This is a genomic window from Pseudomonas azotoformans, assembly GCF_001579805.1.
In the GTDB taxonomy this organism is placed as follows: domain Bacteria; phylum Pseudomonadota; class Gammaproteobacteria; order Pseudomonadales; family Pseudomonadaceae; genus Aquipseudomonas; species Aquipseudomonas azotoformans_A.
Genome location: NZ_CP014546.1, coordinates 5,471,489 through 5,491,725 on the forward strand (window position 1 = coordinate 5,471,489; position 20,237 = coordinate 5,491,725).

21 protein-coding genes are annotated in these 20,237 nt (G+C 59.6%); 9 read left to right on the top strand and 12 right to left on the bottom strand.

Annotated features, from left to right (window positions below; genetic code table 11):
* Positions 1-36: 36 nt before the first annotated feature.
* The 3 genes from AYR47_RS24970 to AYR47_RS24980 all read right to left on the bottom strand — a co-directional run bounded on the left by AYR47_RS24970 (position 37) and on the right by AYR47_RS24980 (position 3,959).
* Positions 37-1,980: a hypothetical protein gene (locus AYR47_RS24970; RefSeq protein ID WP_156487828.1), complete on the bottom strand. Its 1,944-nt coding sequence runs from the start codon at positions 1,978-1,980 to the stop codon at positions 37-39.
* Positions 1,973-3,028: a polyprenyl synthetase family protein gene (locus AYR47_RS24975; RefSeq protein WP_167351268.1), complete on the bottom strand. Its 1,056-nt coding sequence runs from the start codon at positions 3,026-3,028 to the stop codon at positions 1,973-1,975. Before AYR47_RS24975 ends, AYR47_RS24970 begins: the two co-directional genes overlap by 8 nt.
* Before the next feature lie 151 nt (positions 3,029-3,179).
* Positions 3,180-3,959, bottom strand: coding sequence for an IclR family transcriptional regulator (locus AYR47_RS24980; protein WP_061448863.1), 780 nt, complete (start codon positions 3,957-3,959; stop codon positions 3,180-3,182).
* Positions 3,960-4,174: 215 nt separating this feature from the next.
* Here AYR47_RS24980 and AYR47_RS24985 point away from each other — a divergent pair, with 215 nt between their 5' ends.
* The 6 genes from AYR47_RS24985 to AYR47_RS25010 all read left to right on the top strand — a co-directional run bounded on the left by AYR47_RS24985 (position 4,175) and on the right by AYR47_RS25010 (position 9,177).
* Positions 4,175-4,957, top strand: a complete 783-nt coding sequence (locus AYR47_RS24985; protein ID WP_061448864.1) for an ABC transporter substrate-binding protein — start codon at positions 4,175-4,177, stop codon at positions 4,955-4,957.
* Complete coding sequence (locus AYR47_RS24990) at positions 4,954-5,622, top strand: amino acid ABC transporter permease (protein WP_034106261.1); 669 nt, start codon at positions 4,954-4,956, stop codon at positions 5,620-5,622. Before AYR47_RS24985 ends, AYR47_RS24990 begins: the two co-directional genes overlap by 4 nt.
* Complete coding sequence (locus AYR47_RS24995; protein ID WP_038846955.1) at positions 5,619-6,371, top strand: amino acid ABC transporter ATP-binding protein; 753 nt, start codon at positions 5,619-5,621, stop codon at positions 6,369-6,371. Before AYR47_RS24990 ends, AYR47_RS24995 begins: the two co-directional genes overlap by 4 nt.
* Positions 6,368-7,636 carry an NAD(P)/FAD-dependent oxidoreductase gene (locus AYR47_RS25000; RefSeq protein ID WP_061448865.1) on the top strand — a complete coding sequence of 423 codons (1,269 nt, stop codon included), beginning with the start codon at positions 6,368-6,370 and terminating at the stop codon, positions 7,634-7,636. Before AYR47_RS24995 ends, AYR47_RS25000 begins: the two co-directional genes overlap by 4 nt.
* A gap of 133 nt (positions 7,637-7,769) precedes the next feature.
* Positions 7,770-8,555, top strand: a complete 786-nt coding sequence (mddA, locus tag AYR47_RS25005; protein WP_061448866.1) for a methanethiol S-methyltransferase — start codon at positions 7,770-7,772, stop codon at positions 8,553-8,555.
* Positions 8,556-8,673: 118 nt separating this feature from the next.
* On the top strand, positions 8,674-9,177 hold the full coding sequence (locus AYR47_RS25010) for a signal peptidase II (RefSeq protein ID WP_033896723.1): 504 nt from the start codon (positions 8,674-8,676) through the stop codon (positions 9,175-9,177).
* A 38-nt stretch (positions 9,178-9,215) separates the two neighbouring features.
* Here the strand turns inward: AYR47_RS25010 and AYR47_RS25015 are convergent, their stop codons facing one another.
* The 4 genes from AYR47_RS25015 to AYR47_RS25030 form a co-directional block, all read right to left on the bottom strand.
* Positions 9,216-9,959: a zeta toxin family protein gene (locus tag AYR47_RS25015; RefSeq protein WP_237142504.1), complete on the bottom strand. Its 744-nt coding sequence runs from the start codon at positions 9,957-9,959 to the stop codon at positions 9,216-9,218.
* Positions 9,956-10,246 carry a hypothetical protein gene (locus tag AYR47_RS25020; protein ID WP_028616556.1) on the bottom strand — a complete coding sequence of 97 codons (291 nt, stop codon included), beginning with the start codon at positions 10,244-10,246 and terminating at the stop codon, positions 9,956-9,958. The genes AYR47_RS25015 and AYR47_RS25020 overlap by 4 nt, the downstream gene beginning before the upstream one ends.
* A 152-nt stretch (positions 10,247-10,398) precedes the next feature.
* Complete coding sequence (glsB, locus tag AYR47_RS25025; protein WP_033896725.1) at positions 10,399-11,307, bottom strand: glutaminase B; 909 nt, start codon at positions 11,305-11,307, stop codon at positions 10,399-10,401.
* A gap of 155 nt (positions 11,308-11,462) precedes the next feature.
* A complete protein-coding gene (locus AYR47_RS25030) occupies positions 11,463-11,873 on the bottom strand; it encodes a hypothetical protein (RefSeq protein ID WP_033896726.1) in 411 nt (136 codons plus the stop codon).
* A 108-nt stretch (positions 11,874-11,981) separates the two neighbouring features.
* Between AYR47_RS25030 and AYR47_RS25035 the strand changes: the two genes are divergently transcribed.
* Complete coding sequence (locus AYR47_RS25035) at positions 11,982-12,824, top strand: AraC family transcriptional regulator (protein WP_033896727.1); 843 nt, start codon at positions 11,982-11,984, stop codon at positions 12,822-12,824.
* Between the two features lie 9 nt (positions 12,825-12,833).
* On the opposite strand, the gene AYR47_RS25040 is transcribed toward AYR47_RS25035, so the two are convergent.
* From AYR47_RS25040 to AYR47_RS25060, 5 genes are read right to left on the bottom strand one after another with little or no spacing between them, the layout of a single operon-like run.
* Positions 12,834-13,622: an ABC transporter ATP-binding protein gene (locus AYR47_RS25040; protein ID WP_061448867.1), complete on the bottom strand. Its 789-nt coding sequence runs from the start codon at positions 13,620-13,622 to the stop codon at positions 12,834-12,836.
* Entirely contained in the window at positions 13,616-14,605 is a 990-nt protein-coding gene (locus AYR47_RS25045) for an ABC transporter permease (RefSeq protein ID WP_061448868.1), read from the bottom strand. Before AYR47_RS25045 ends, AYR47_RS25040 begins: the two co-directional genes overlap by 7 nt.
* Entirely contained in the window at positions 14,592-15,650 is a 1,059-nt protein-coding gene (locus AYR47_RS25050; protein ID WP_061448869.1) for an ABC transporter substrate-binding protein, read from the bottom strand. Before AYR47_RS25050 ends, AYR47_RS25045 begins: the two co-directional genes overlap by 14 nt.
* A complete protein-coding gene (locus AYR47_RS25055; protein WP_061448870.1) occupies positions 15,643-16,998 on the bottom strand; it encodes an LLM class flavin-dependent oxidoreductase in 1,356 nt (451 codons plus the stop codon). Before AYR47_RS25055 ends, AYR47_RS25050 begins: the two co-directional genes overlap by 8 nt.
* Positions 16,995-17,933 carry an aliphatic sulfonate ABC transporter substrate-binding protein gene (locus AYR47_RS25060; RefSeq protein ID WP_061448871.1) on the bottom strand — a complete coding sequence of 313 codons (939 nt, stop codon included), beginning with the start codon at positions 17,931-17,933 and terminating at the stop codon, positions 16,995-16,997. The genes AYR47_RS25055 and AYR47_RS25060 overlap by 4 nt, the downstream gene beginning before the upstream one ends.
* A gap of 245 nt (positions 17,934-18,178) precedes the next feature.
* On the opposite strand from AYR47_RS25060, the gene AYR47_RS25065 reads away from it, so the two are divergent.
* Together AYR47_RS25065 and AYR47_RS25070 are read left to right on the top strand one after the other, a co-directional pair.
* The gene (locus tag AYR47_RS25065) at positions 18,179-19,123 is read left to right on the top strand and encodes an aliphatic sulfonate ABC transporter substrate-binding protein (RefSeq protein WP_033896735.1); all 945 of its coding nucleotides are present in this window, start codon (positions 18,179-18,181) and stop codon (positions 19,121-19,123) included.
* A 72-nt stretch (positions 19,124-19,195) separates the two neighbouring features.
* A complete protein-coding gene (locus AYR47_RS25070) occupies positions 19,196-20,191 on the top strand; it encodes a GlxA family transcriptional regulator (RefSeq protein WP_061448872.1) in 996 nt (331 codons plus the stop codon).
* Positions 20,192-20,237: the final 46 nt, after the last annotated feature.

Here is a 20,237-nt window from a genome sequence, read left to right on the forward strand (position 1 = left end):
GCGCTTTTTGCATGAACAGCCCCCGGTTCTGCCACGTCACTCATCGCCAGACGCTTCACATTGGCTCGCAATGCCATCCGTCAGACGCGCATAAGGATTGAAACCCGCCAATTCCACGGCACTGGTTGCTATGCCGAAGAATGCACGCCTGACTATCAACCCCACCTCCACAGGTAACGTGTAGCTACGCCGAACCGCCGCATCACAATCAACATACAACTGCTCAGTATCAACGCCAGCTAGTTCATCACAAGCGACAATACATCCCCAAAGTCGTGCCAGAACGGATTTAAAGGGATCAATAAGTGACTGATGAGAATCAACGCGCGTACCACTCAGCTGCAGGCAAGCATCAAACAGCGCATGCCAGTGTGAAAACAGCGCGCGTAGATCAGCGCTGTCTTCGAGCGTATCGCATTGCTGCAACAATGGCTGTGCAATAGCAGTCAGCGAATCATGACATTCACGCCGCCACACATCGATTAGTAGGCAACGCCTGACAATCCGACGCGTCAGTTCTGCAATCAGGATGGGACGTTCTGTCGATGGCATAACTCGCCAGAGTGGCTGCCAGGAGACACCATGAAGGAGCTTGCCCGGCAACAGTATCTGCGTCGCAAACTGTAATCGGCGCCCCGCAGGCGGCAGTGTAAATGCACTGGCAAGGCCTTCTTCACCAGCACTGAACGCGCGTAACTGCCTCCACGCTTGATAGCGTGGCAATAGCAGATACCAAAGACATCCACCCATGGACATCTCCGCTGCCTCATCATGTCCTGGTTCGCCACAATCGCAACGCAATAGCTCATCAGTTACGCAGGAAAGGCTTGTGCCATAACCACGCAACGCCTTGACGCCCCCCATCGACAACGCAACAAATGCCTCATTGAAGAACTCTTCGTTCGAATAATCTGCAACGAAATCCACCACTTCGCTGTAGCGAATCAGATTATCGATAGCTCGTTGGACGGTGGCGCATCGCGCAAATGAATCGAAAGCGCCCGCTTCGTTCATCAAATAATCATAGCCGTCAGAGTTCATTACCATACGGTGATAAGGGCTCATCGCCGCATCCCACCAACGCGCCAAGATAAATTCATCAGGTGTTATCCCTCCGCCTGCCGCTTCGACAAAGCCGCCCAATTCCCCCCAATGCCTTGAAGCTGCGACCAGCACATCCTTGGTTTTCATAAAGGCACAAGCCGTAACCATGTCCTGCAAAGCCTGCCTGACAGAATCCCCACCCAAGTGCGTAAAGCCATCGCTGGCAGCCAATCTGTAGGCCGCCCGCTTCGCCCCGGGATCATCGGCGGCCCCCACATAATCGACGGCCGTCGTGAGCACCAGCAATGAGCCACATAGATCATGAATACGTGCGTCCGGGCTGCGAATGCACTGCCATGCAAATGTACTGGCGCAGAAGTCGCGAATGATCATTGCGGGCATATCCTGCGCTTTCAAACCGGGAGCAACAGTGCGGTAGGCGCTGAATAACCGTGGAACCTCCAAACCCTTTTTTGGTGCAGGGCGCGCAATAGCAGCCAGGCCACTGGCAATGCGACGGCTCTGTTCACTCACTCCCTTAGATGCGTGCCATAAACTGGCTCCCGCGATCAATGTCATCGCCGCAATTGCGCCCGTCGATACCGTCTTGCAAAGTGATTTCTCGTCAGTCAATGCCAACAACTGATCAAAATACGCGCCCCCCTGCGCACTGTGTTCTATACGGTGCGACGCATATGGCACGTATACAGGAAGGCCAACCAAGTAGGTCAGTGCACTGTCGCTCCCCACAATCACCTTCCCGCTGTTCATGGAGGCGAAGATTGACTGGACGCTGGCATCCGTCAACCCCATCGCGGCGGCACTCCATATATCCGCTCTTGAGCCCGCACGTATAAAGTGCGTACGTAAACGACGTACTTCGCAAGGATCACGCAGCCACTGCTGTGCTTTCTCAAGGATGAACGAGTCACTCATGATCAGACCACACTCTTGTAGACCCGATGAAACTCGCCCTGAGTTGCGTCAATTGCTGTCGAGCTTCATCAAGTCCCTGATGCGGTCCCGCCTTGATACAAAGCTCTCGAAACGACTGATCCAGAATATTATTACTTCGTTGAGTCCCTCGAGCGCCCAGTGCTTGGCAAATGTCATCTGCCAGCGACTGCACTTCATACGGCTCGACAACAGCTTGGGCCTTTTTCTTCAATGAGTTGAAATAACAGCAACTCAAGTCCTCCGCCAGCCACGCCCACACCCAAGAGGGCCGATCATTGCGTAAATCTTCATATCGCTTGATGGGGTCGAGCTGCTCACCGAAGTTACCCAGATCATCCAACATCTGCAGCGCCACACCCACCTGCTGTCCATACACTGTCAGGCTCTCGATAAGGGATTTCGACCCTCCTGCCGCAATGGCACCCAACGACGCAGCCAAGGCCATCAGTCGTCCTGTTTTCAAACCTGAGATCACGGATACAACCGAAAGCACTTCTGCTTGTTCCAAGTCGGTCAAGCGTACAGATAGATCCAATGCCTGCCCCGAGTGGCAGTGAAGCAACGTCGACGACACTGCGCGGGATACCTTCAGCTCTACGGCGCCGGGCAGGCCCAAACGCTGTATCAGGCTGAGCGCCCAGAAATACAGCCAATTGCCGGTATTCAACGCCAGCGGCAGCCCATGGGTAACGTGCAACGCTGGTTTGCCACGTCGCCAGGATGAGTTGTCTTCAATGTCATCCACGATCAGCGAACCGCCGTGGAGTGCCTCAAGGATAATTGCCAGTTCTGGAGGTGCGCACTCCTCGCGCCCTGCCAGGTGCCAGCCGAGATTCACCAGAGACGCACGAAATCCTTTACCAGGCGTACGGAAAAATGTGCGTGCCGGGTCCAGGAGTGCTTCGTTCCAGAAACCTGCAGCCAAGTGATACTCCTGTGCAAATGTTGAGGAGGATGAGAAATCGCTCTCAAGCATTTGCAGCAGCAGAGTTGAATGTGGTTGTGTTGTTTGAAGCAGCATAGCCATGACGCGCTCTTCCCTGAACGGGTTCCCGACAGGATCAGCTTTAACTGGGTCGAACGGCATGCCAACAAAATGCGTGAGGCAATGACTCAAGAAAGCCACCGATTGAAGGGTGAGCCTAGGTGAGGTTTTTTCTAGCGTCAAACACCGGCCATCACCCCAGATTCCGCGCTGAGTTACTCAATGCTCGCGAACACTGCAACAACGCCGGCGCCAACTGCTTCTCCGCATCCGCCCTGCTCCACCGACTGGTCGGCGCCACCACATGCACCGCCGCCACCGGCCGGCCATTGGCACCCAACACCGGCGCGCCGATGGTCATGTCGCCCAGGAACAGCTCCTGGCCATTCACTGCATAGCCCTGCTCACGCACTTGCTGTAACGATTGCAGAATCTGCTCGACGTCAGTCAGCGTCTGGCTGGTGTGGGCAATGCGCTGGCTGTTCTCGATCAACACCAACGCCTCCTCCTGCGGCAACGCGCTCAAATACGCGCGCCCCGACGCCGTGCAATACATCGGCACCCGCGAACCGATCGGCATGTGCACCGGCACAAACCCTGAGCTGACGAAACGCGCGATATAGGTCATGTCGTAGCCCGCAGGCTCGGTGAGGCATGACGTTTCGCCGGTCAATCGCGTCAGCTCCGACAGAAACGGATTGGCCACCTCGATCAACGAATGCGCATCCAGATAACTAAAACCCAACTCCAGCACCCGAGGTGTGAGTTGGTAATGCCGTGTGCGGGAGTGTTTCCGAAGGTAACCCAGGCTTTCCAGGGTAAACACCATGCGCTGGGCCGAGCTTTTGGTCATGCCAGCAGCCTCGGCCACCTCTGCAAGGCTCATGCTGCGGCGCTGTGCGCTGAATGCCTTGAGCACCGACAGGCCTTTTTCCAGGGATTGGTTGTGCAGACTGTTGCGTTCTTCGGACATGGCGGACTCGCGGTCAGGTCGATCAGGCGTGGCGTTATTTCTACCTCAAATCACAAAAATAGACCATTAAATATCGCATATCGATACGAACAGTTCATTTTGTAGACTTTTAATGGCGTATATCGATTCTTATCAATCGAAATGGCACAGAGCTTGCGATTTCATCAATAACCGCTCGCGGTACTGACGATCCGTTTTCCTTCTGGAGTAACCCGATGAACAGTCTTTCGCCCTTGTTTCGCCGCCTTGCCTTCGGTCTGTGCGCCGCCGTTTGTGTCAGCGCCGCGCACGCAGACAGTGCGTCCTCGTACAAAGTCGGTGCAACCGCCAGTGGCTCGCCGTTTACCTTTCTCGACATCAAGAGCAACAGCATCCAGGGCGTGATGGTGGATGTGGCCGAGGCCGTGGGCAAGGCCGGCGGGTTCACCAGCCAGATCGAGCAGACCAACTTCGCGGCGCTGATTCCATCACTCACCTCGGGCAAGCTGGACTTCATTTCCGCCGGCATGCTCAAGACCGAAGAGCGCACCAAGGTGGTCGACTTCAGCGCCCCGGTGTATGCCTACGGTGAAGGCCTGATCGTCAATGCCGACGACAACACCGCCTACCCGGACCTTATGCCACTCAAGGACCAAGTGGTCGGCGTGCAAGCCGGCACCGTCTTCTATGACCAACTGAACAAGCTCGGTATTTTCAAGGAAATCCGCACCTACGACTCCATCGGTGAGATGGTCCGCGACCTGTCCCTGGGCCGCATCAAGGCTGCCGTGGGCGACCAGCCGGTGGTGGCCTACCAGATCCGCCAGAAGCTGTTCAAAGGCGTGAAACTCGCCCCGGACTACAAGCCCACCAATGTCGGCGAAGTGTGCCTGGTGGTGCGCAAGGGTGACGCACAAACCCTGGAGCGCCTGAACACCGCTATCGCCAGCATCAAGGCCGACGGCACCCTGGACAGCATCCTCAAGAAGTGGGGACTTGATACCCTGGTGCGCCCATGAACCCGGCTGAGTTCCTGCAAAACGCCCAGGACTTCTTGCCGATCCTGCTGCAAGGCGCCTGGGTGACGATCCAGATCACGGTGCTGTCGTTCCTGCTCAGCAGCGCGATCGGCCTGGTGCTGGCGCTGCTCAAGCTGTCGCCAATCCGCGCGCTGTCGTGGACGGCCAGCACCATCATCAACGTGATCCGTGGCCTGCCGATCATTGTGCAGCTGTTCTACATCTACTTTGTGCTGCCGGACATGGGTGTGCACCTCACCGCGTTCTACGCGGGCGTGATCGGCATGGGCATCGCCTACTCGGCGTACCAGGCCGAGAACTTCCGCACCGGGATCATTGCCGTCGAACAGGGCCAGCGTGAGGCCGCCGAAGCCTTGGGCATGCGCTCGGCACTGATGATGCGCCGGGTGATCCTGCCGCAGGCGTTCCGCATCGCCCTGCCGCCCTACGGCAACACCCTGGTGATGATGCTCAAGGACTCGTCCCTGGTATCGACCATCACCGTGGCCGAGATGACCCGCCAGGGCCAACTCATCGCCTCGTCCACCTTCCAGAACATGACCGTCTACACCCTGGTCGCCCTGCTCTACCTGCTGATGAGCCTGCCGCTGGTGTATGGCCTGCGCCGCATGGAACAGCACCTGGGCCGGAGGAAAAAAGCATGATCGAAATTCGCCAACTGCAAAAACATTACGGCAGCCACCGCGTGCTGCACGGCGTCGACCTGGACGTGGCCAAGGGCGAAGTGGTGTGCCTGATCGGCCCTTCGGGTTCAGGCAAGTCCACCTTGCTGCGCTGCATCAATGCGCTGGAAGCCTATGACGGCGGCGTCATCACCGTGTTCGGCCAAACCGTACAACGCGGCAGCAAGACCGTGCACGCCCTGCGCAGCCGCATGGGCATGGTGTTCCAGCGCTTCAACCTGTTCCCCCATCGCACCGTGCTGGAAAACGTCATGGAAGGCCCGGTGTATGTCAAAGGCGAACCTGCGCAACAAGCCCGCGAGGAAGCCCTGGTGTTGCTGGAAAAGGTCGGCTTGAGTGCCAAGGCCGACGCCTACCCGGAGCAACTCTCCGGTGGCCAGCAACAACGCGTAGCCATCGCCCGCGCCCTGGCGATGAAACCCGAAGCGATGTTGTTCGACGAACCTACCTCGGCCCTCGACCCGGAACTGGTGGGCGATGTGCTGGCAGTGATGCGCACCCTGGCGGATGAAGGCATGACCATGATCGTGGTGACCCATGAAATGGGCTTTGCCCGCGAAGTGGCCGACCGCGTGTGCTTCCTGCATGGCGGCTACATCGTCGAAAGCGGCGCGGCGGAGCAGGTGCTGGGCAATCCGCAGCATCCACGCACCCAGGACTTTCTGCGCCGTGTGCTGCATCCCACTGGCGATACGCGGAGCCTGTCATGAAGTCATTGTGGTCCGCGACCGCACCGTCGGAGGTGCCGACGCCTGCGTTGAGTGAATCGGTGAAGGTCGATGTGGCGATTGTCGGTGCGGGCTATACCGGCTTGTCCACGGCACTGCATTTGGCCGAGCGAGGCGTGAGCGTCTGCGTGTTGGAAGCCAATGAGCCGGGTTGGGGTGCGTCCGGGCGCAACGGTGGGCAGGTCAACCCCACCCTCAAATATGACCCGGAACAACTGGTGCAGATGTATGGACCGGAACGCGCCGAGCCGTTGATCTCAACCGTATCGAGCTCGGCGGACCTAGTGTTCAAGCTGATCGAAAAACACGGCATCGATTGCGCCCCGGTACGCAAGGGTTGGATGCAGGTGTCGTACACCGGAAAAGGCGTCGCCGGATTGCATGCGCGGGCAGATCAGTGGGCCCGGCGTGGTGTGCCGGTACATCGACTGGATGCCGCAGCGGTGGCTTCACGCATGGGCAGTGACGCGTTTGCCGGCGGTTGGCTGGACGGCCGTGCCGGTGCGATTCAGCCGTTGGCGTATGCCCGTGGGTTGGTGGGCGCAGCGTTGGCGGCGGGTGTAAGGATTCATGGGCAAAGTGCAGTGACAGGCTTGCAGCGTCAGGGGTTCGGCTGGCAATTGCAGACCGCCTCCGGTGCGCAGGTGACCGCTGACCAAGTGGTGCTCGCCACCAACGGCTACAGCGGCAACCTATGGCCGGGCATGGCGCAAAGCATCCTGGCGGCCAACAGTTTTATCGTCGCGACCAAGCCTCTGACGGGGCGTGCGGCCGAGAGCATTTTGCCGGGGCAGGAAACCGTCTCTACCGCACAAAGGCTGCTGCTGTACTTTCGCAAAGACAGCCATGGCCGCTTGTTGATGGGCGGACGCGGGCTGTTCAACGACCCCACCTCGCCCACGGACTTTGCTCACCTGGAGCGTTCGTTGGCGCTGCTGTTTCCGCAGTTGGGGCCATTGGAATTCGAATACCGTTGGGCTGGGCGAATCGCGATCACGCGGGACTTCATGCCCCATGTCCACGAACCTGCGCCAGGCCTCACGTTGGCGCTGGGTTGTAATGGTCGGGGGATTGCGCTGTGTACCAGCCTGGGGCAGCAACTGGCGGAGCGGTTGTGTGACCGCAAGGCAGAGTTTGCCTACCCGGTGACGCCGTTGCAGCGTTTGCCGATGCATGGGTTGCAGCGGTTTTACATTGGGGCGGGGGTGGCGTGGTACAGCTTGTTGGATCGGCTCAATATCAGCTGAGATCCATCGCCAAACAATCTATACCACTGTCATTTTTCACAGGTTGCCGATCACGCAATGGCTGCTAGCTTTAGCCAGTCGAGTTTACACTTCGACTGGCTTACCTATTCACCATGCGCGAAAGGAATCGTCCATGAACCCGCAAAAGAACCCGAACAGCCTCCCGGCGCGGCTGGCCGGGCTGGCATACAGCCTGGTCTGCTACTTGGTTTTCCTGGCCACCTTTTTATACCTGATAGGTTTTCTGGGTGGCTTCAAGGTGCCAAAAACCATCAACGATGGACCCTTCATCCATTGGTCATTGGCAACATTGATCAACGGTTTGCTGGTCATCCTGTTCGGCATGCAACACAGCATCATGGCGCGTAAAAACTTCAAGAACAGGCTGGCCGCTTTCATTCCTCCGGCGGTTGAACGCTCCACCTATGTGTTGATCAGCAGTTGGGTACTCATGTTGATGTTTTGGCTTTGGCAACCTATGCCGCACACGGTGTGGAGCGTTGACGCCGCCTGGGCAAGGGCCTTGTTGGCGGGGTTGTTCTGGCTGGGCTGGGGCATCGTCTTGCTGGCAACATTGTTGATCAGCCACTTCGAACTGTTCGGCCTCAAGCAAGCCTTTGATCGTTGGCGCGACACGGCACCGCACACGCCGACATTCAGAACGCCGCTGCTGTACAAGATCGTTCGCCACCCGCTGTACCTGGGGTTCTTGATTGCCTTCTGGGCTACGCCTGACATGACGGTCGGGCATTTACTGTTTTCGATGGGCCTGACGGTCTATCTCTTTATCGGTGCCTACTTTGAAGAGAAGGACCTAGTGGTGTTGTTTAGTGATAGATATCGGCAGTATCAGGGAGAGACCAGCATGATTTTGCCGGTGCCGAAGAGACGGCCCAAGGGGCGGAACACAGACACTTGATCGCCCCTGAGCCCCCCCCCCGGTGGCGAGAGAGCTTGCCGAATCAACGTAGACGATATAAGGCGCCTGAGCTATCTTCGGACGCCTTATCGATCGACCCGGAACAGGAAGTCACCGCTTGAGCACGTCGTCCCTACTGCGAAGCCGCACCTTTGCCCTCTTCGCAGGCATCGCCTTTGTTGCCATAGACCAGCTCGTCAAACTACTGGCCCTGGTTTCACTGCAAGCCAACAGCTTCAAATTCGGTGCCAGCCCCCTCAACCTCGCGCTGGAACTGAGCCTGAACCCAGGCGCCTTCCTGAGCCTGGGCGCGGCGCTACCGTCGCAGGTCAAACAGCTGATCTTTATCGTGGGTGTGGCGGTCGTGGTGGCATGGGCGATGGGGTGGTCACTTTCCAACTGGAGCCAACCGCTGCGTAAAGTCTTGCCGCTGTACGCGATTGCGTTGGGCGGTATCGCCAACCTGATTGACCGCGTGTTTCGCGACGGGCATGTGGTTGACTACATGGTGCTGAATGTTGGGCCGACGCACACTGGCGTGTTCAATATTGCTGATATCGCAATTACAGCTGGTGCAATCTATTTAATGATCGACTTGTTGGTACAACCGCGAAAGGCATAGTTGTATGAGCATGTTATGTAAAAAAGGAGTCTCACCTTCTACGTCAACTTATCGATCACGTATTGCTTAAACCAGGCGGGCTGCGTGTCCGAAACGATATCGATATCCTCACCTTCGGTAATTTCCGCCAGCTGAGCGAAACTAGGCTCACCGTCTTGCGAGTTATCAAAGATATAAGCTCTGTTTGAAAGCAAAACAGCCTCGGAGAGATTCTCCAGCGAGCGCTTGTAACGAGAGCGAATTTTGTCGGCGGGAACATCATGCCCCCCGATGGATGCCCTGTACGCAACCCGCGCAACGTTGATATCGGCATCTGCAGTAGCAACGTAGTAGACGTATACCCGATACCCCGCTGCTTTCGCCTGCCGGAGCAACTCTATCTTGCTGCTATCTGACATGACGGTTTCAAAGGTAAAACTCACCCGTTCTTCAATCAAAGAAACTCGAATAAAGTCAGACAACGCAGAGGCTATATAGGAGTCCACCTGCCTTGAGGGAAAAGCGATTTGATCGCCGCCCACGACTAACCCTTCCAGCTTGGCGAGAGAGTCGGGAAAATTCAAAAGTAGCGTATGATCGCGTAAGAACAGAAGTGCCCGCCTGGCATGTTGATCAAGGCCAAACGCAGCAAGTTCAAACACTCCCGTTTCGCGGATGCTCAACTCAATTGCATCAGGGTTGATGTAGTTCACCAACAAATGAGCCGGAACTTTCGAGTTGAACGTGCTCTTTCCACTCCCGTTCGGTCCGGCGAACATCCGGTCCCTGGGGGTGGTGCTCAAGCTTGAATCTGCGCCTGGGTGGACCGTCGATCCAAGAGAGACTTCTTGGTTTTCAAGCGGGTACCCGCCTTGAGAGTGCCGTAGGTTTCCACGGGGCGGATAACCAGCGTTTCTGTATTTGAGACTTTCACCAGTTGGCCGGCACGGACCACAAGCACAGATTCGCCCTTGGAAAGGGCAACCTCGTAGGCATCTCTGAATGCCTTGGCTGCAATAGAGGGAATACTCGATTCTTGAGCAAGAATCTGCGCTTCGGTGATCTGTGGCTTAACTTTTTTACGTGACATGCTGGTCTCCGACTCAGGACGGGGGCGGATCAATGGCGGTTAGCATAGATCACCTCTAGCGTCGAACGCAGACCCGACTTCACCTCAATGTGTGTCCCGTGTCCTCACTCCCACCGTGCGACCCGGTGTTTACGCTCTTCCCATTCGATCTCTCAAAACACCGACCACCCAATCCGCTCACTCAACAACTCCAACGCCTTCATCCCCGCCAGCGAATTCCCCGCCGCGTTCAACTCCGGCGACCACACGCACACTGTGAACTGCCCCGGCACCACTGCGACAATCCCGCCGCCTACCCCGCTCTTGCCGGGCAACCCGACGCGATAGGCAAAATTGCCCGCCTCGTCATACAGCCCGCTGGTGGCCATGATCGAGTTGACCTGCTTGGTCTGGCGCGCCGTCAAAATCTGCTCGCCGCTGTGGGCGCTTATGCCCTCGTTGGCGAGGAAGCTGAATGCGCGGGCCAAGTCCAGGCAGCTCATCTGCAACGCGCAGTAGTTGAAGTAGCTGTGCAGCACCGCGTCCACGTCATTGTGGAAGTTGCCGAACGATTTCATCAGATAGGCCATGGCCGCGTTACGCGCACCGTGTTGCGCTTCGGACTCGGCGACGATGCTATTGACCAGGATTTGCGGGTTACCCGACAGGCGCCGCACAAAGTCGCGCATCGATAAGATCGGCACGGCAAAGCGCGACTGGTTGATGTCGCAGATCACCAGCGCACCGGCATTGATGAACGGGTTACGCGGGCGGCCGCGCTCGAATTCCAGCTGCACCATGGAGTTAAATGGCTGTCCGGAAGGCTCATGCCCCAGGCGCTCCCAGATGGTTTCACCGCCGTGGTCGATGGCTTGCACCAGGCTGAACACCTTGGAAATGCTCTGCACCGAGAACAAGGTGTCGGCGTCGCCGGCGCAGTAGGCTGTGCCATCGTTGCCGTAAACGGCGATGCCCAGTTGGTTGGCCGGCACGTCGGCCAGCGCGGGGATGTAGTCGGCAACCTTGCCGAGGCCGATCAGGGGGCGCACTTCGTCGAGGATCGAGGAGAGCATCGCCTGCATGTCTTGTCCGGTCATTTGTCTTTGAATCGGTGGAAAACGAGGCGCGGAGGATACCTGAAACACCCAGGTCAGGTGACGTACTACAGAACGTGCAGCCCCCCGTCCCCTCTGTGGCGAGCGGGAACCTCCTCGTCACAGCACGACCTTGCGGGCGTTCAAAAGTGCGCCACATCCGACACCCGCTCATCCAGCACATCCCGCGCCAGCGCCCAGGCCTGGTCCTTGGATTCCACCACCAGCAGCGGATAGCCCCAGGCCTTGCCGAACATCACGGCAAACGGTTTGAGCGCCAGGCGCTGTGCAGCGCTGGGTTCCACTTGGATCATGCCTCGGACGTAGGTGCGCAGCGCCTGCTTGTTTTTCTTCATCCAGATCGAGGCTTGCTTGCGCTCTTCGTGGGAGTGTTCGTGGTTGTTTTCGTCCACGGATTTTTCATGCAGCAGCAGGAAGGGTTGCTGGCGGGCCAGCAGGTTTTCGAAGACCAGGAAGGCATCCTCCTGCCCGCCCTCGTTGGGCGCGTCGAAAACGATTTTCACCACCGGGAATGTTGTGCTGTCGAGTCGCATGGCAGAGCTCCTTGTTGAGAATGGCTCTCACTTTAACGATCCACCCACTGGACGGCATTGCACAGAATAGCCAGACTGTTTCGCAATTCAGCCAACCTGCGATCCCGTATGAAACACCATCGCCTTGAAATGCATGACCGCTCGATGGTCAAGGATGCAGATCTATTCCCCCGCGCGGTGGTGGCCGTGGGCGCCACCAGCACGTCTGACACCTGGGAGCATGCGCAACACGCGCACCGCAAGGGCCAGTTGCTGTACACCCTGCGCGGGGTCATCCATTGCGAGATCGAGGCGGGTATCTGGATCGTGCCACCGCAATGCGCACTGTGGATTCCCGGCGGTACGTCCCATGCGGCACGCGGGTCTGGCGAAGCGGAAGTCTATTGCCTGTTGATCGATCCCGACGCCGCCTGCGCCCTGGCCCCGCAATGCTGCACCCTGGCCGTGTCAGGGCTGTTGCATGAGCTGATCAGCAAGGCGGTGAGTTTCCCGCTGCTCTACGACGAAAGCGGCGCCCAGGGCCGCTTGATCAACACCTTGCTGGATGAGTTGGCCGCTGCACCTGTCGAAGCCTTGCACTTGCCGATGCCACAAGACCCACGGTTGCGCCGACTGGCCGATAGCCTGCTGGCCGAACCGGCGGACAAGGCCACGCTCGGTCAATGGGCCGTGCGCATCGGCATGAGCGAGCGCAGCATGACGCGCCTGTTGCTGGAGGAACTGGGGCTGAGTTTTGGCCGCTGGCGCCGGCAGTTGCATGTGATCTTGTCACTGCAACGGCTGGCCAAAGGTGAGAGTGTGCAGCGCGTGGCCCTGGACTTGGGCTATGAGAACGCCAGCGGCTTTATCACCATGTTCCGCAAGACGATGGGCCAGCCGCCGGCGCGTTACCTGGCAGACCGTGCCGGGGCCTTGAACGCCCTTGCGCCGGCGACGATTGCGCTCAACTGAGCCGGCGCGTTACCAGTTTTCGCCCAGCCCCAACAAGCCCAGGATCTGCCGCCGCAAGTCCACCAGATATGGATCATCTCGGTGCCGAGGATACGGCCGTTCGATGGTCAACTGCGCCTGGATTTTCGCCGGACGGTCGCTGAACACGATCACCCGGTTGGCCAGCAGCAAGGCTTCTTCCACATCATGGGTCACCAGCAGCGCCGTGTAGCCCTGGCGTTGCCACAGGTCGATCAGCTCTTTTTGCATGGTGATGCGGGTCAGTGAGTCGAGCTTGCCTAAAGGCTCATCCAGGATCAGCAGGCGCGGTTGATTGACCAGTGCGCGAGCCAAGGCGACCCGTTGCGCCATGCCACCGGACAACTGCCGTGGATACGCGCGCGCGAACTGGCTAAGGCCGACTTTCTCCAAAGCTTCATCGACCTTGGCCGAATGGCTCTTGAGCAGGCCCTGGGCTTCCAGGCCGACGGCGACGTTGTCCCACACCCGGCGCCATGGGTAGAGCGTCGGGTCCTGGAACACCACCACACGGCTCGGGTCCGGGCCGGTGATGGCGTCACCGTCTGCCAGCAAGCGGCCGGAGTCCGCCGGTTCCAGGCCGGCCACCAGGCGCAGCAAGGTCGACTTGCCGCACCCCGAAGGCCCGAGCAAGGCCACGAACTCGCCGGGTGCCACGTCCAGCGAAACCCGCTCCAGCACCGGCAGATGCTGGCCGTCCAGGGCAAAGCCATGGCTGAGGTTTTCTATACGTAGCGCCAAACCTTCCGACGCCGATACTGCGTGTGCCCGGGCTACCATTTCATCGATCCTTTCTGCCAGGCCAATAACCGGTCACGCACCAGGAACAAACCGGTGATCAACCCCGAACAGGCGAGTGCCATGATGAGCAAGGCGGCGTACATATTCGCGTAGGCGGCCCAGCCCTGTGCCCATTGCAGGTACCAGCCGATGCCGGATTTGACGCCCATCATCTCCGCCACCACCAAGGTCGAAAACGAGGCGCCCAGGCCCATGAACAGGCCGACAAATACATGCGGCAAGGCAGCGGGAATCGCCACCTTGAAAATCAGGAAACCTTGCTTGGCGCCGAGGGTGCGGGCCACGTCGTAATAGGCTTTATCCACGCTCGCCACGCCCGACCAGGTGAGCACCGTGACCGGAAACCAGGTGGCCAGGGCGATCAGGAATACGCTGGCGCTCCAACTGCTCGGAAACAGGAAAAAGCACAGCGGCAACAACGCCGTCGACGGCACCGGGCCGAGGATGCGCAGTACCGGGTGCAGCCAGTAGCCAATGCGCGTGGACCACCCGATCGCCACGCCCGCAATGAACCCGGTGATAGCCCCCAGCGCCACGCCCGAACCCAGCAGCAACGCCGAGTGCAACAGGCTGTCGGCCAGGCGTGCGTAGTCTTCGATATACACCGCCAGCAAGGCCTGGGGCGGCGCAAAAAACGGCACCGGCAACAACGCCAATTTGGCGGTGAGCAATTCCCAGATACCCAGCAGCACCGGCAGGGCAATCAGCCAGGGACCCGCGTTGCGCAGACGCAGGCCCAGCTTCGATAGCTTGCGCCCCAGCAGGCTCAATACGATGAACAGCGCTGCGATGCCCACACACAGATTGGCCAGGCCATGGGTCATCGGCCAGTTGCGCGTCGCGTTGGGCCAGTAGCTGATCAGCAACGCGACAGCCAACCAGGCCCCGACCACTGCCACATCCTGCCACCCGATTTTGTAGACCAGGGCTGGCGCCAGAGTTGTTGCTTCAGCTGAAGACATCGGCGGTGATCTCCTTGGCAAACTCCACCGGGTCGGTGCTCTTGCTGATCACTTCGACGGTTTTCAGGTCGGTCACGTAGGTGAGGATTTCCTGGGTCAGCGCCGCGCCCACCGCGTGATGGCCGTGGGTATGGTCGTGGAGGATCGCCTGCACTTCCTCTACCGACGTATTCAACGCATGGGCCTGGAAGCCTTTGGCGACTTCTTCGGGGTGCTGCACGGAATAGTCGTGGGCTTCCAGAATCGCTTGGGTCAGCGCCGCAACCACGCGTTTGTCTTCGCGCACCAGTTTGCCGGTGACGCCGACCACGCAGCAGCTGAGGTTGGCGTATTCCTCCACCAGGTTGGTGGACAGTTCACGGGCCACGCCGGATTTGATCAGACGATACATGAACGGGTCACTGCCACTCACCGCCTGCACTTCGCCGCGCTCCAGGGCCGTGCCGAGCAGGTCGGCCGGGTACAGGCGCCACTCCACGTCGCGCACCGGGTCCACGCCGTGTTTTTTCAGCAGGATCGAGAAGAAATTGCGGTCCGGGCTGGCCATGTCGGTCACGCCGATGGCCTTGCCTTTAAGGTCTTCCAGCTTGGTCACGCCGCCATTCGCCGCACTGAGTAAACGCAGGCAGCCGCCGTGGGTGCCCGCCGTGAGTTTCACATCGAAGCCCTGCTCCAGGGCCTTGAGCCAACGCAGCGCCATGCCCACGCCCGCGTCGGCTTTACCGGTGGCGATGGCCTCCAGCAGCACCTCGGTGGAGTTGCCGAAGTTGACCAACTCCACGTCCAGATTGTGCTTGGTAAAAAAGCCCTGGCCGTGGGCGATTACTACGGGTGCCAGGCACACGGCGTTGAGGTTGACTGCCAGTTTCAACTTGCGTGGCGCGTCGAGGCGGATGAACTCACCGGTGCCGGCGGGTTCCTGTGAAGTGTTATGGCCAGCGTGTTCGTCAGCGGTGAACCCCAGGCGTGGCAGCGACAGGCTGGCCAGGGTGATACCGGCCAGGCCGAGCAGGCGGCGGCGGGTTAAATGATCGAAATCAGCCATGCGAAATATCCTTTTTATCAATTCTGTTGTTGAGATCAGCCAATCCCAAATGCTCGCGCAACGTCGCCCCTTCGTACGCCGTGCGAAACAATCCCTTGCGCTGCAAATGCGGAATCACGCTCTCGACAAACTCGGTGAACGAGCCCGGCAGGTACCCCGGTGAAATCACAAACCCATCGCACCCACCCTGCTCAAACAGTTCGGCCAACTGATCGGCCACCTGTGCCCCCGTGCCCACCAGCTGCGGCACGCGCACGCTGCTGGCGAAGATGCGCCCGAGTTGTTCCAGGGTGGTGTCCGGGCCCTGCATCAACAGCTTCTCGGCGGCAGCCGGGTGGATCAGCGGCGACTGGGCGATTTCAGCCAGCGTCGCCGAAAGCGGGAATGGCGACAGGTCGACATTCAACTGTGAAGCCAATGTCACCAGCCCCAACTCAGGCCGCGCCAAAGCGTTGTGTTTGTCGCGCTTGGCGCGGGCTTCGGCCGCGCTGCCCCCAATGAACGGCATCACCGCCGTCAGCACCTTGCAGCTGTCAGCCTCACGGCCTTGCTGCACCACCTGCGCACGCACGTCATCGCGAAACGCACGCATCGCCGCCAAATGCGGGTGAATGGTGAAAATCGCCTCGGCCCACCGCGCACCGAAGCGCCGGCCCCGACCGGACGAACCGGCCTGGATCAGCACCGGTCGGCCCTGGGGCGTACGTGGAATATTCAGCGGGCCTTCAACCCGGAACCACTCGCCCTGATGCTGCACCGAACGGATCAACGCGGGGTCCGCCAGCACGCCACTTTCGCGATCCAGCTTCAATGCGTCCTTGCCCCAGCTGTGCCAGAGTTTGAGCGCGACTTCGACAAACTCATCGGCGCGGTCATAACGCAGGTCGTGTTCCAGGTGCTTGTCCTTGCCGAACAGGCGCCCTTCGCTGTCGTTCATCGAGGTGACGATATTCCAGGCTGCACGGCCCTTGGACAGATGGTCGAGGGTGGCGAATTCACGCGCGATGTGCGCCGGTTCGTAATAGGTGGTGGAACGGGTCGCACCGAGCCCCAGCTTGGAGGTCTTGCCGACCAGGTAAGAGAGGATCGGCAACGGGTCCAGCCGCGTAGCGTCCTGGGCGCCGTAGCGCAGGGCGAACTCGCGGGAGCCGCCCATCTGGTCGCCCACGGCCAGGCGATCGGCGAAGAACAGGAAGTCGAACAGCCCCTCCTCCACCACCTTGGCCACCCGTGCGTAGTACTCGGGGTCGAGGTAATTGCCGACGGTTTCCGGATGGCGCCACACCGCGTGACTGTGCACCACCGGCCCACTCAACAGGAACGCGGATAAATGGATCTGGCGGCTCATGGTTTTGGCGTCCACACAGTGATTGCGCTGACCTTCAACGGCTTGGGAATCAGCTTGGCGGCGTAGTAGGTGTCGGCGATGCGCTGTTGCTCGGCGAGGTTGTCCAGCTTGACCGGGATGATGTCGTAGCTGCGGCGGCTATTGGCGCGCTCCACCGTGGCCGGGGCGATGTTGCCCCACAGCGGGCCGAGGATTTCGGCAGCTTCCTTGGGGTGGGCCTTCACCCATTGGCCGGTCTCGCGCAGGGTGTCGAAGGTCACCTGCAACACGTCCGGATGAGCCTTGGCGAATTTCGTCGTAGCCAGGTAGAAGCGGTTGTAGTCGGCCAGGCCGTCCCTGCCGTCGGCAATCACACGTACGTGATGGTCCAGTTGCTGGGTGGCGAGGAACGGGTCCCAGATCACCCACGCGTCCACGCTGCCATTGGCGAAGGCGGCACCGCCGTCTGGGGCTTCCAGATAACGGGGGGTGATATCGGCCAGGGTCAGGCCGGCTTTTTTCAGGGCCGAGATCAGCAGATAGTTGCTGCCCGAGCCCTTGGACACGGCGACGGTCTTGCCCTTGAGGTCGGCGATGCTGTGGATCGACGATGTGTCCTGCACGATGATCGCCTGGGCACCGGGCGAGGAGTTTTCCTGGGCGTAGTAGGTCAACGGCGCGTCGGCGGCCTGGGTGAACAGTGCAAAGGCATCGGCCACATCGGCATGCAGGTCGACGCTGCCGGCGTTCAAGGAACTGAGCAAACCGGTGCTGAATTCATGCCAGTTCACGGTGAAACCCAGCGGTTTGAGGCGCTGTTCCAACTGGCCATTTTGCTTGAGCAGGATCCACAAGGTGGAAGAACGCTGGTAGCTGATGTCCAGGGTTTGCTCGGCTTGGGCCGCCGCCGCGGCAAGCAGCAGACTGGCGGCAACGATAAGTTTCTTGAACGTCATGGAAGGCCTTGGCGTGAGAGAAATAGAAGGAGCTGCATATGCCAAAAAACCGCGTAAGGCCTGGCAGAAAAACTCATTCGATTATATTAACGACGAGAAATGATGAAAGAATCTTATAATTCTATGGTTATGCCCAATTCGTCGGTTCCAGGGAAAAGTGCCCTAAGCTAAGATCGAAAGAGTATTTAACGAATGGTTTTTAGAACTTTAAGCTCGACGCTATTTCGTTGAAGATCGAGCTCGCCATGTCCTTACGTCGTCCCCTCGCCGCAGTACTCGGTTTGCTGGCCTTTTCTGTCGCCGTGAGCGCCGAGGCCCAGGAAACCGTGCGCATCGGCTACCAGAAGTCCTCGACCCTGATTACTTTGCTGAAAACCCAGGGCACCCTGGAAAAAGCCCTCAAGGCCGACAATATCGATGTGAGCTGGCATGAGTTCCCCAGCGGCCTGCCACTGCTCGAAGCGCTCAACGTGGGCAACGTCGACATCAGTGCCGACGTGGCCGACACCGTGCCGATCTTCGCCCTGGCCGCCCAGGCCAAACTCACCTACTTCGCCCAGGAAGCACCCTCGCCTTCAGCCCAGGCCATCGTGGTGCGCAAGGACTCGCCGATCCAGCAACTGGCGGACCTCAAAGGCAAGAAAATCGCCGTGACCAAGGCGGCGGGCACCCACTATTTGCTGATCGCGGCATTGGCCAAGGCGGGCCTGGAATTTTCGGATATCACACCGGCTTACCTGACACCCGCCGATGGTCGGGCGGCGTTCGAGAACAACAAGGTGGACGCCTGGGTCACCTGGGAACCTTTCCTCACCAGCGTGCAGCGCCAACTGCCGACGCGCACCCTGGCCGACGGCGCCGGCTTGGCCAGTTACAAGCGTTACTACCTGACCGGCACGCCTTACGCCAAGGCGCATCCTGAGGTGTTGAAGGTGGTGTATGAGCAGTTGGAAAAAGCCGGCCAGTGGGTGAAAACCAACCCGCAGGATGCGGCCAAGATACTCGGCCCGCTGTGGGGCAACCTGGATGTGGCTACCGTTGAAGCGGCCAATGCGCACCGCAGCTACCAAGTGCAACCGGTAACGCTCGACCAACTGGGCGAGCAGCAGAAAATCGCCGATGCGTTCTTCAAGGCAGGACTGCTGCCCAAGGCAGTGGATGCCAAGGATGTGCAGACCTGGAAGCCTTAACGGACTGAGCGGGGGAATCCGGTTAGGTGGTACAAAGGGCGACCCTGCCCTCGCCCCGGGAAATTGTCTTCCATGACCGCCATCGCCCCACTCGTTCAACCGCGTACCCTGGTGTTCCTGGCCTATCAGCAAATGGGCCTGCTCGACCTGACCGGTGCCCAGACCGTGTTCTGGGCCGCCACCAAGGCCATGGCCGAACGCGGCTTGCCGGGTTACTTGATGCACACCGCCAGCCTGGCTGGAGGCTTGATGCAGACCGCCGAAGGCTTGAGCGTAGACACGGTGGAACTCGGGCAATTGGCTGACACGCCCATCGACACCCTGATCGTGCCTGGCGCCCCGGCCATTCAACAGGCGATGGCGACCAATACAGAACTGGTCGAATGGCTGCGCATCGCCTCGGCCAGCGCCGGGCGCACCGCCTCGGTGTGCAGCGGCACCTTCCTGCTGGCCATGGCCGGCTTGCTCGACGGCCGCCGCGCCGCCACCCACTGGGCCATGTGCGACATGCTCAAGCACGGCTTCCCGGCCATCGTGGTGGACATGGACGCGATCTTCATCCAACAGGACAATGTGTGGACCTCGGCCGGCGTGACGGCCGGGATCGACCTGGCATTGGCCTTGGTCGAGATCGACTGCGGCCGCGATGTGGCGTTGCAGGTGGCCCGCGAGCTGGTGGTGTTTCTCAAACGCCCCGGCGGGCAGGCGCAGTTCAGCCAACTGTTGCAGGCACAGACCGATGACAGCGCGGGTTTCGATGAACTGCACCTGTGGATTGCCGACAACTTGCAGGACTCGGACCTGTCCGTGGAGCGTCTGGCGCACCAGGCGCAGATGAGCCCGCGCAACTTTGCGCGGGTCTACAAACAACGCACCGGGCGCACACCGGCCAAGGCCATCGAGTTGTTCCGCATGGAAGCGGCGCGCCGCTTGCTGGAAGACTCGGACCGCAATATCGACCAGATCGCCCGGCTGTGTGGGTTCGGCGATGAGGAGCGGATGCGGTATACCTTTCACCGTCACCTGACGATTTCTCCGCGGGAGTATCGGGAGAGGTTTTCCCGCTGATGCGCCCATGATTTTTTCGGCAGGACGGGCTTGTTGTGATGGGCGC

What these genes read in the sequence shown, in the direction of transcription:
- AYR47_RS24970 (WP_156487828.1), bottom strand. Translation starts at nt 1,980, where the DNA reads ATGAGTGACTCGTTCATCCTTGAGAAAGCACAGCAGTGGCTGCGTGAT.
- AYR47_RS24975 (WP_167351268.1), bottom strand. Translation starts at nt 3,028, where the DNA reads ATGGCTATGCTGCTTCAAACAACACAACCACATTCAACTCTGCTGCTG.
- AYR47_RS24980 (WP_061448863.1), bottom strand. Translation starts at nt 3,959, where the DNA reads ATGTCCGAAGAACGCAACAGTCTGCACAACCAATCCCTGGAAAAAGGC.
- AYR47_RS24985 (WP_061448864.1), top strand. Translation starts at nt 4,175, where the DNA reads ATGAACAGTCTTTCGCCCTTGTTTCGCCGCCTTGCCTTCGGTCTGTGC.
- AYR47_RS24990 (WP_034106261.1), top strand. Translation starts at nt 4,954, where the DNA reads ATGAACCCGGCTGAGTTCCTGCAAAACGCCCAGGACTTCTTGCCGATC.
- AYR47_RS24995 (WP_038846955.1), top strand. Translation starts at nt 5,619, where the DNA reads ATGATCGAAATTCGCCAACTGCAAAAACATTACGGCAGCCACCGCGTG.
- AYR47_RS25000 (WP_061448865.1), top strand. Translation starts at nt 6,368, where the DNA reads ATGAAGTCATTGTGGTCCGCGACCGCACCGTCGGAGGTGCCGACGCCT.
- mddA (WP_061448866.1), top strand. Translation starts at nt 7,770, where the DNA reads ATGAACCCGCAAAAGAACCCGAACAGCCTCCCGGCGCGGCTGGCCGGG.
- AYR47_RS25020 (WP_028616556.1), bottom strand. Translation starts at nt 10,246, where the DNA reads ATGTCACGTAAAAAAGTTAAGCCACAGATCACCGAAGCGCAGATTCTT.
- glsB (WP_033896725.1), bottom strand. Translation starts at nt 11,307, where the DNA reads ATGCAGGCGATGCTCTCCTCGATCCTCGACGAAGTGCGCCCCCTGATC.
- AYR47_RS25030 (WP_033896726.1), bottom strand. Translation starts at nt 11,873, where the DNA reads ATGCGACTCGACAGCACAACATTCCCGGTGGTGAAAATCGTTTTCGAC.
- AYR47_RS25035 (WP_033896727.1), top strand. Translation starts at nt 11,982, where the DNA reads ATGAAACACCATCGCCTTGAAATGCATGACCGCTCGATGGTCAAGGAT.
- AYR47_RS25040 (WP_061448867.1), bottom strand. Translation starts at nt 13,622, where the DNA reads ATGGTAGCCCGGGCACACGCAGTATCGGCGTCGGAAGGTTTGGCGCTA.
- AYR47_RS25045 (WP_061448868.1), bottom strand. Translation starts at nt 14,605, where the DNA reads ATGTCTTCAGCTGAAGCAACAACTCTGGCGCCAGCCCTGGTCTACAAA.
- AYR47_RS25050 (WP_061448869.1), bottom strand. Translation starts at nt 15,650, where the DNA reads ATGGCTGATTTCGATCATTTAACCCGCCGCCGCCTGCTCGGCCTGGCC.
- AYR47_RS25055 (WP_061448870.1), bottom strand. Translation starts at nt 16,998, where the DNA reads ATGAGCCGCCAGATCCATTTATCCGCGTTCCTGTTGAGTGGGCCGGTG.
- AYR47_RS25060 (WP_061448871.1), bottom strand. Translation starts at nt 17,933, where the DNA reads ATGACGTTCAAGAAACTTATCGTTGCCGCCAGTCTGCTGCTTGCCGCG.
- AYR47_RS25065 (WP_033896735.1), top strand. Translation starts at nt 18,179, where the DNA reads ATGTCCTTACGTCGTCCCCTCGCCGCAGTACTCGGTTTGCTGGCCTTT.
- AYR47_RS25070 (WP_061448872.1), top strand. Translation starts at nt 19,196, where the DNA reads ATGACCGCCATCGCCCCACTCGTTCAACCGCGTACCCTGGTGTTCCTG.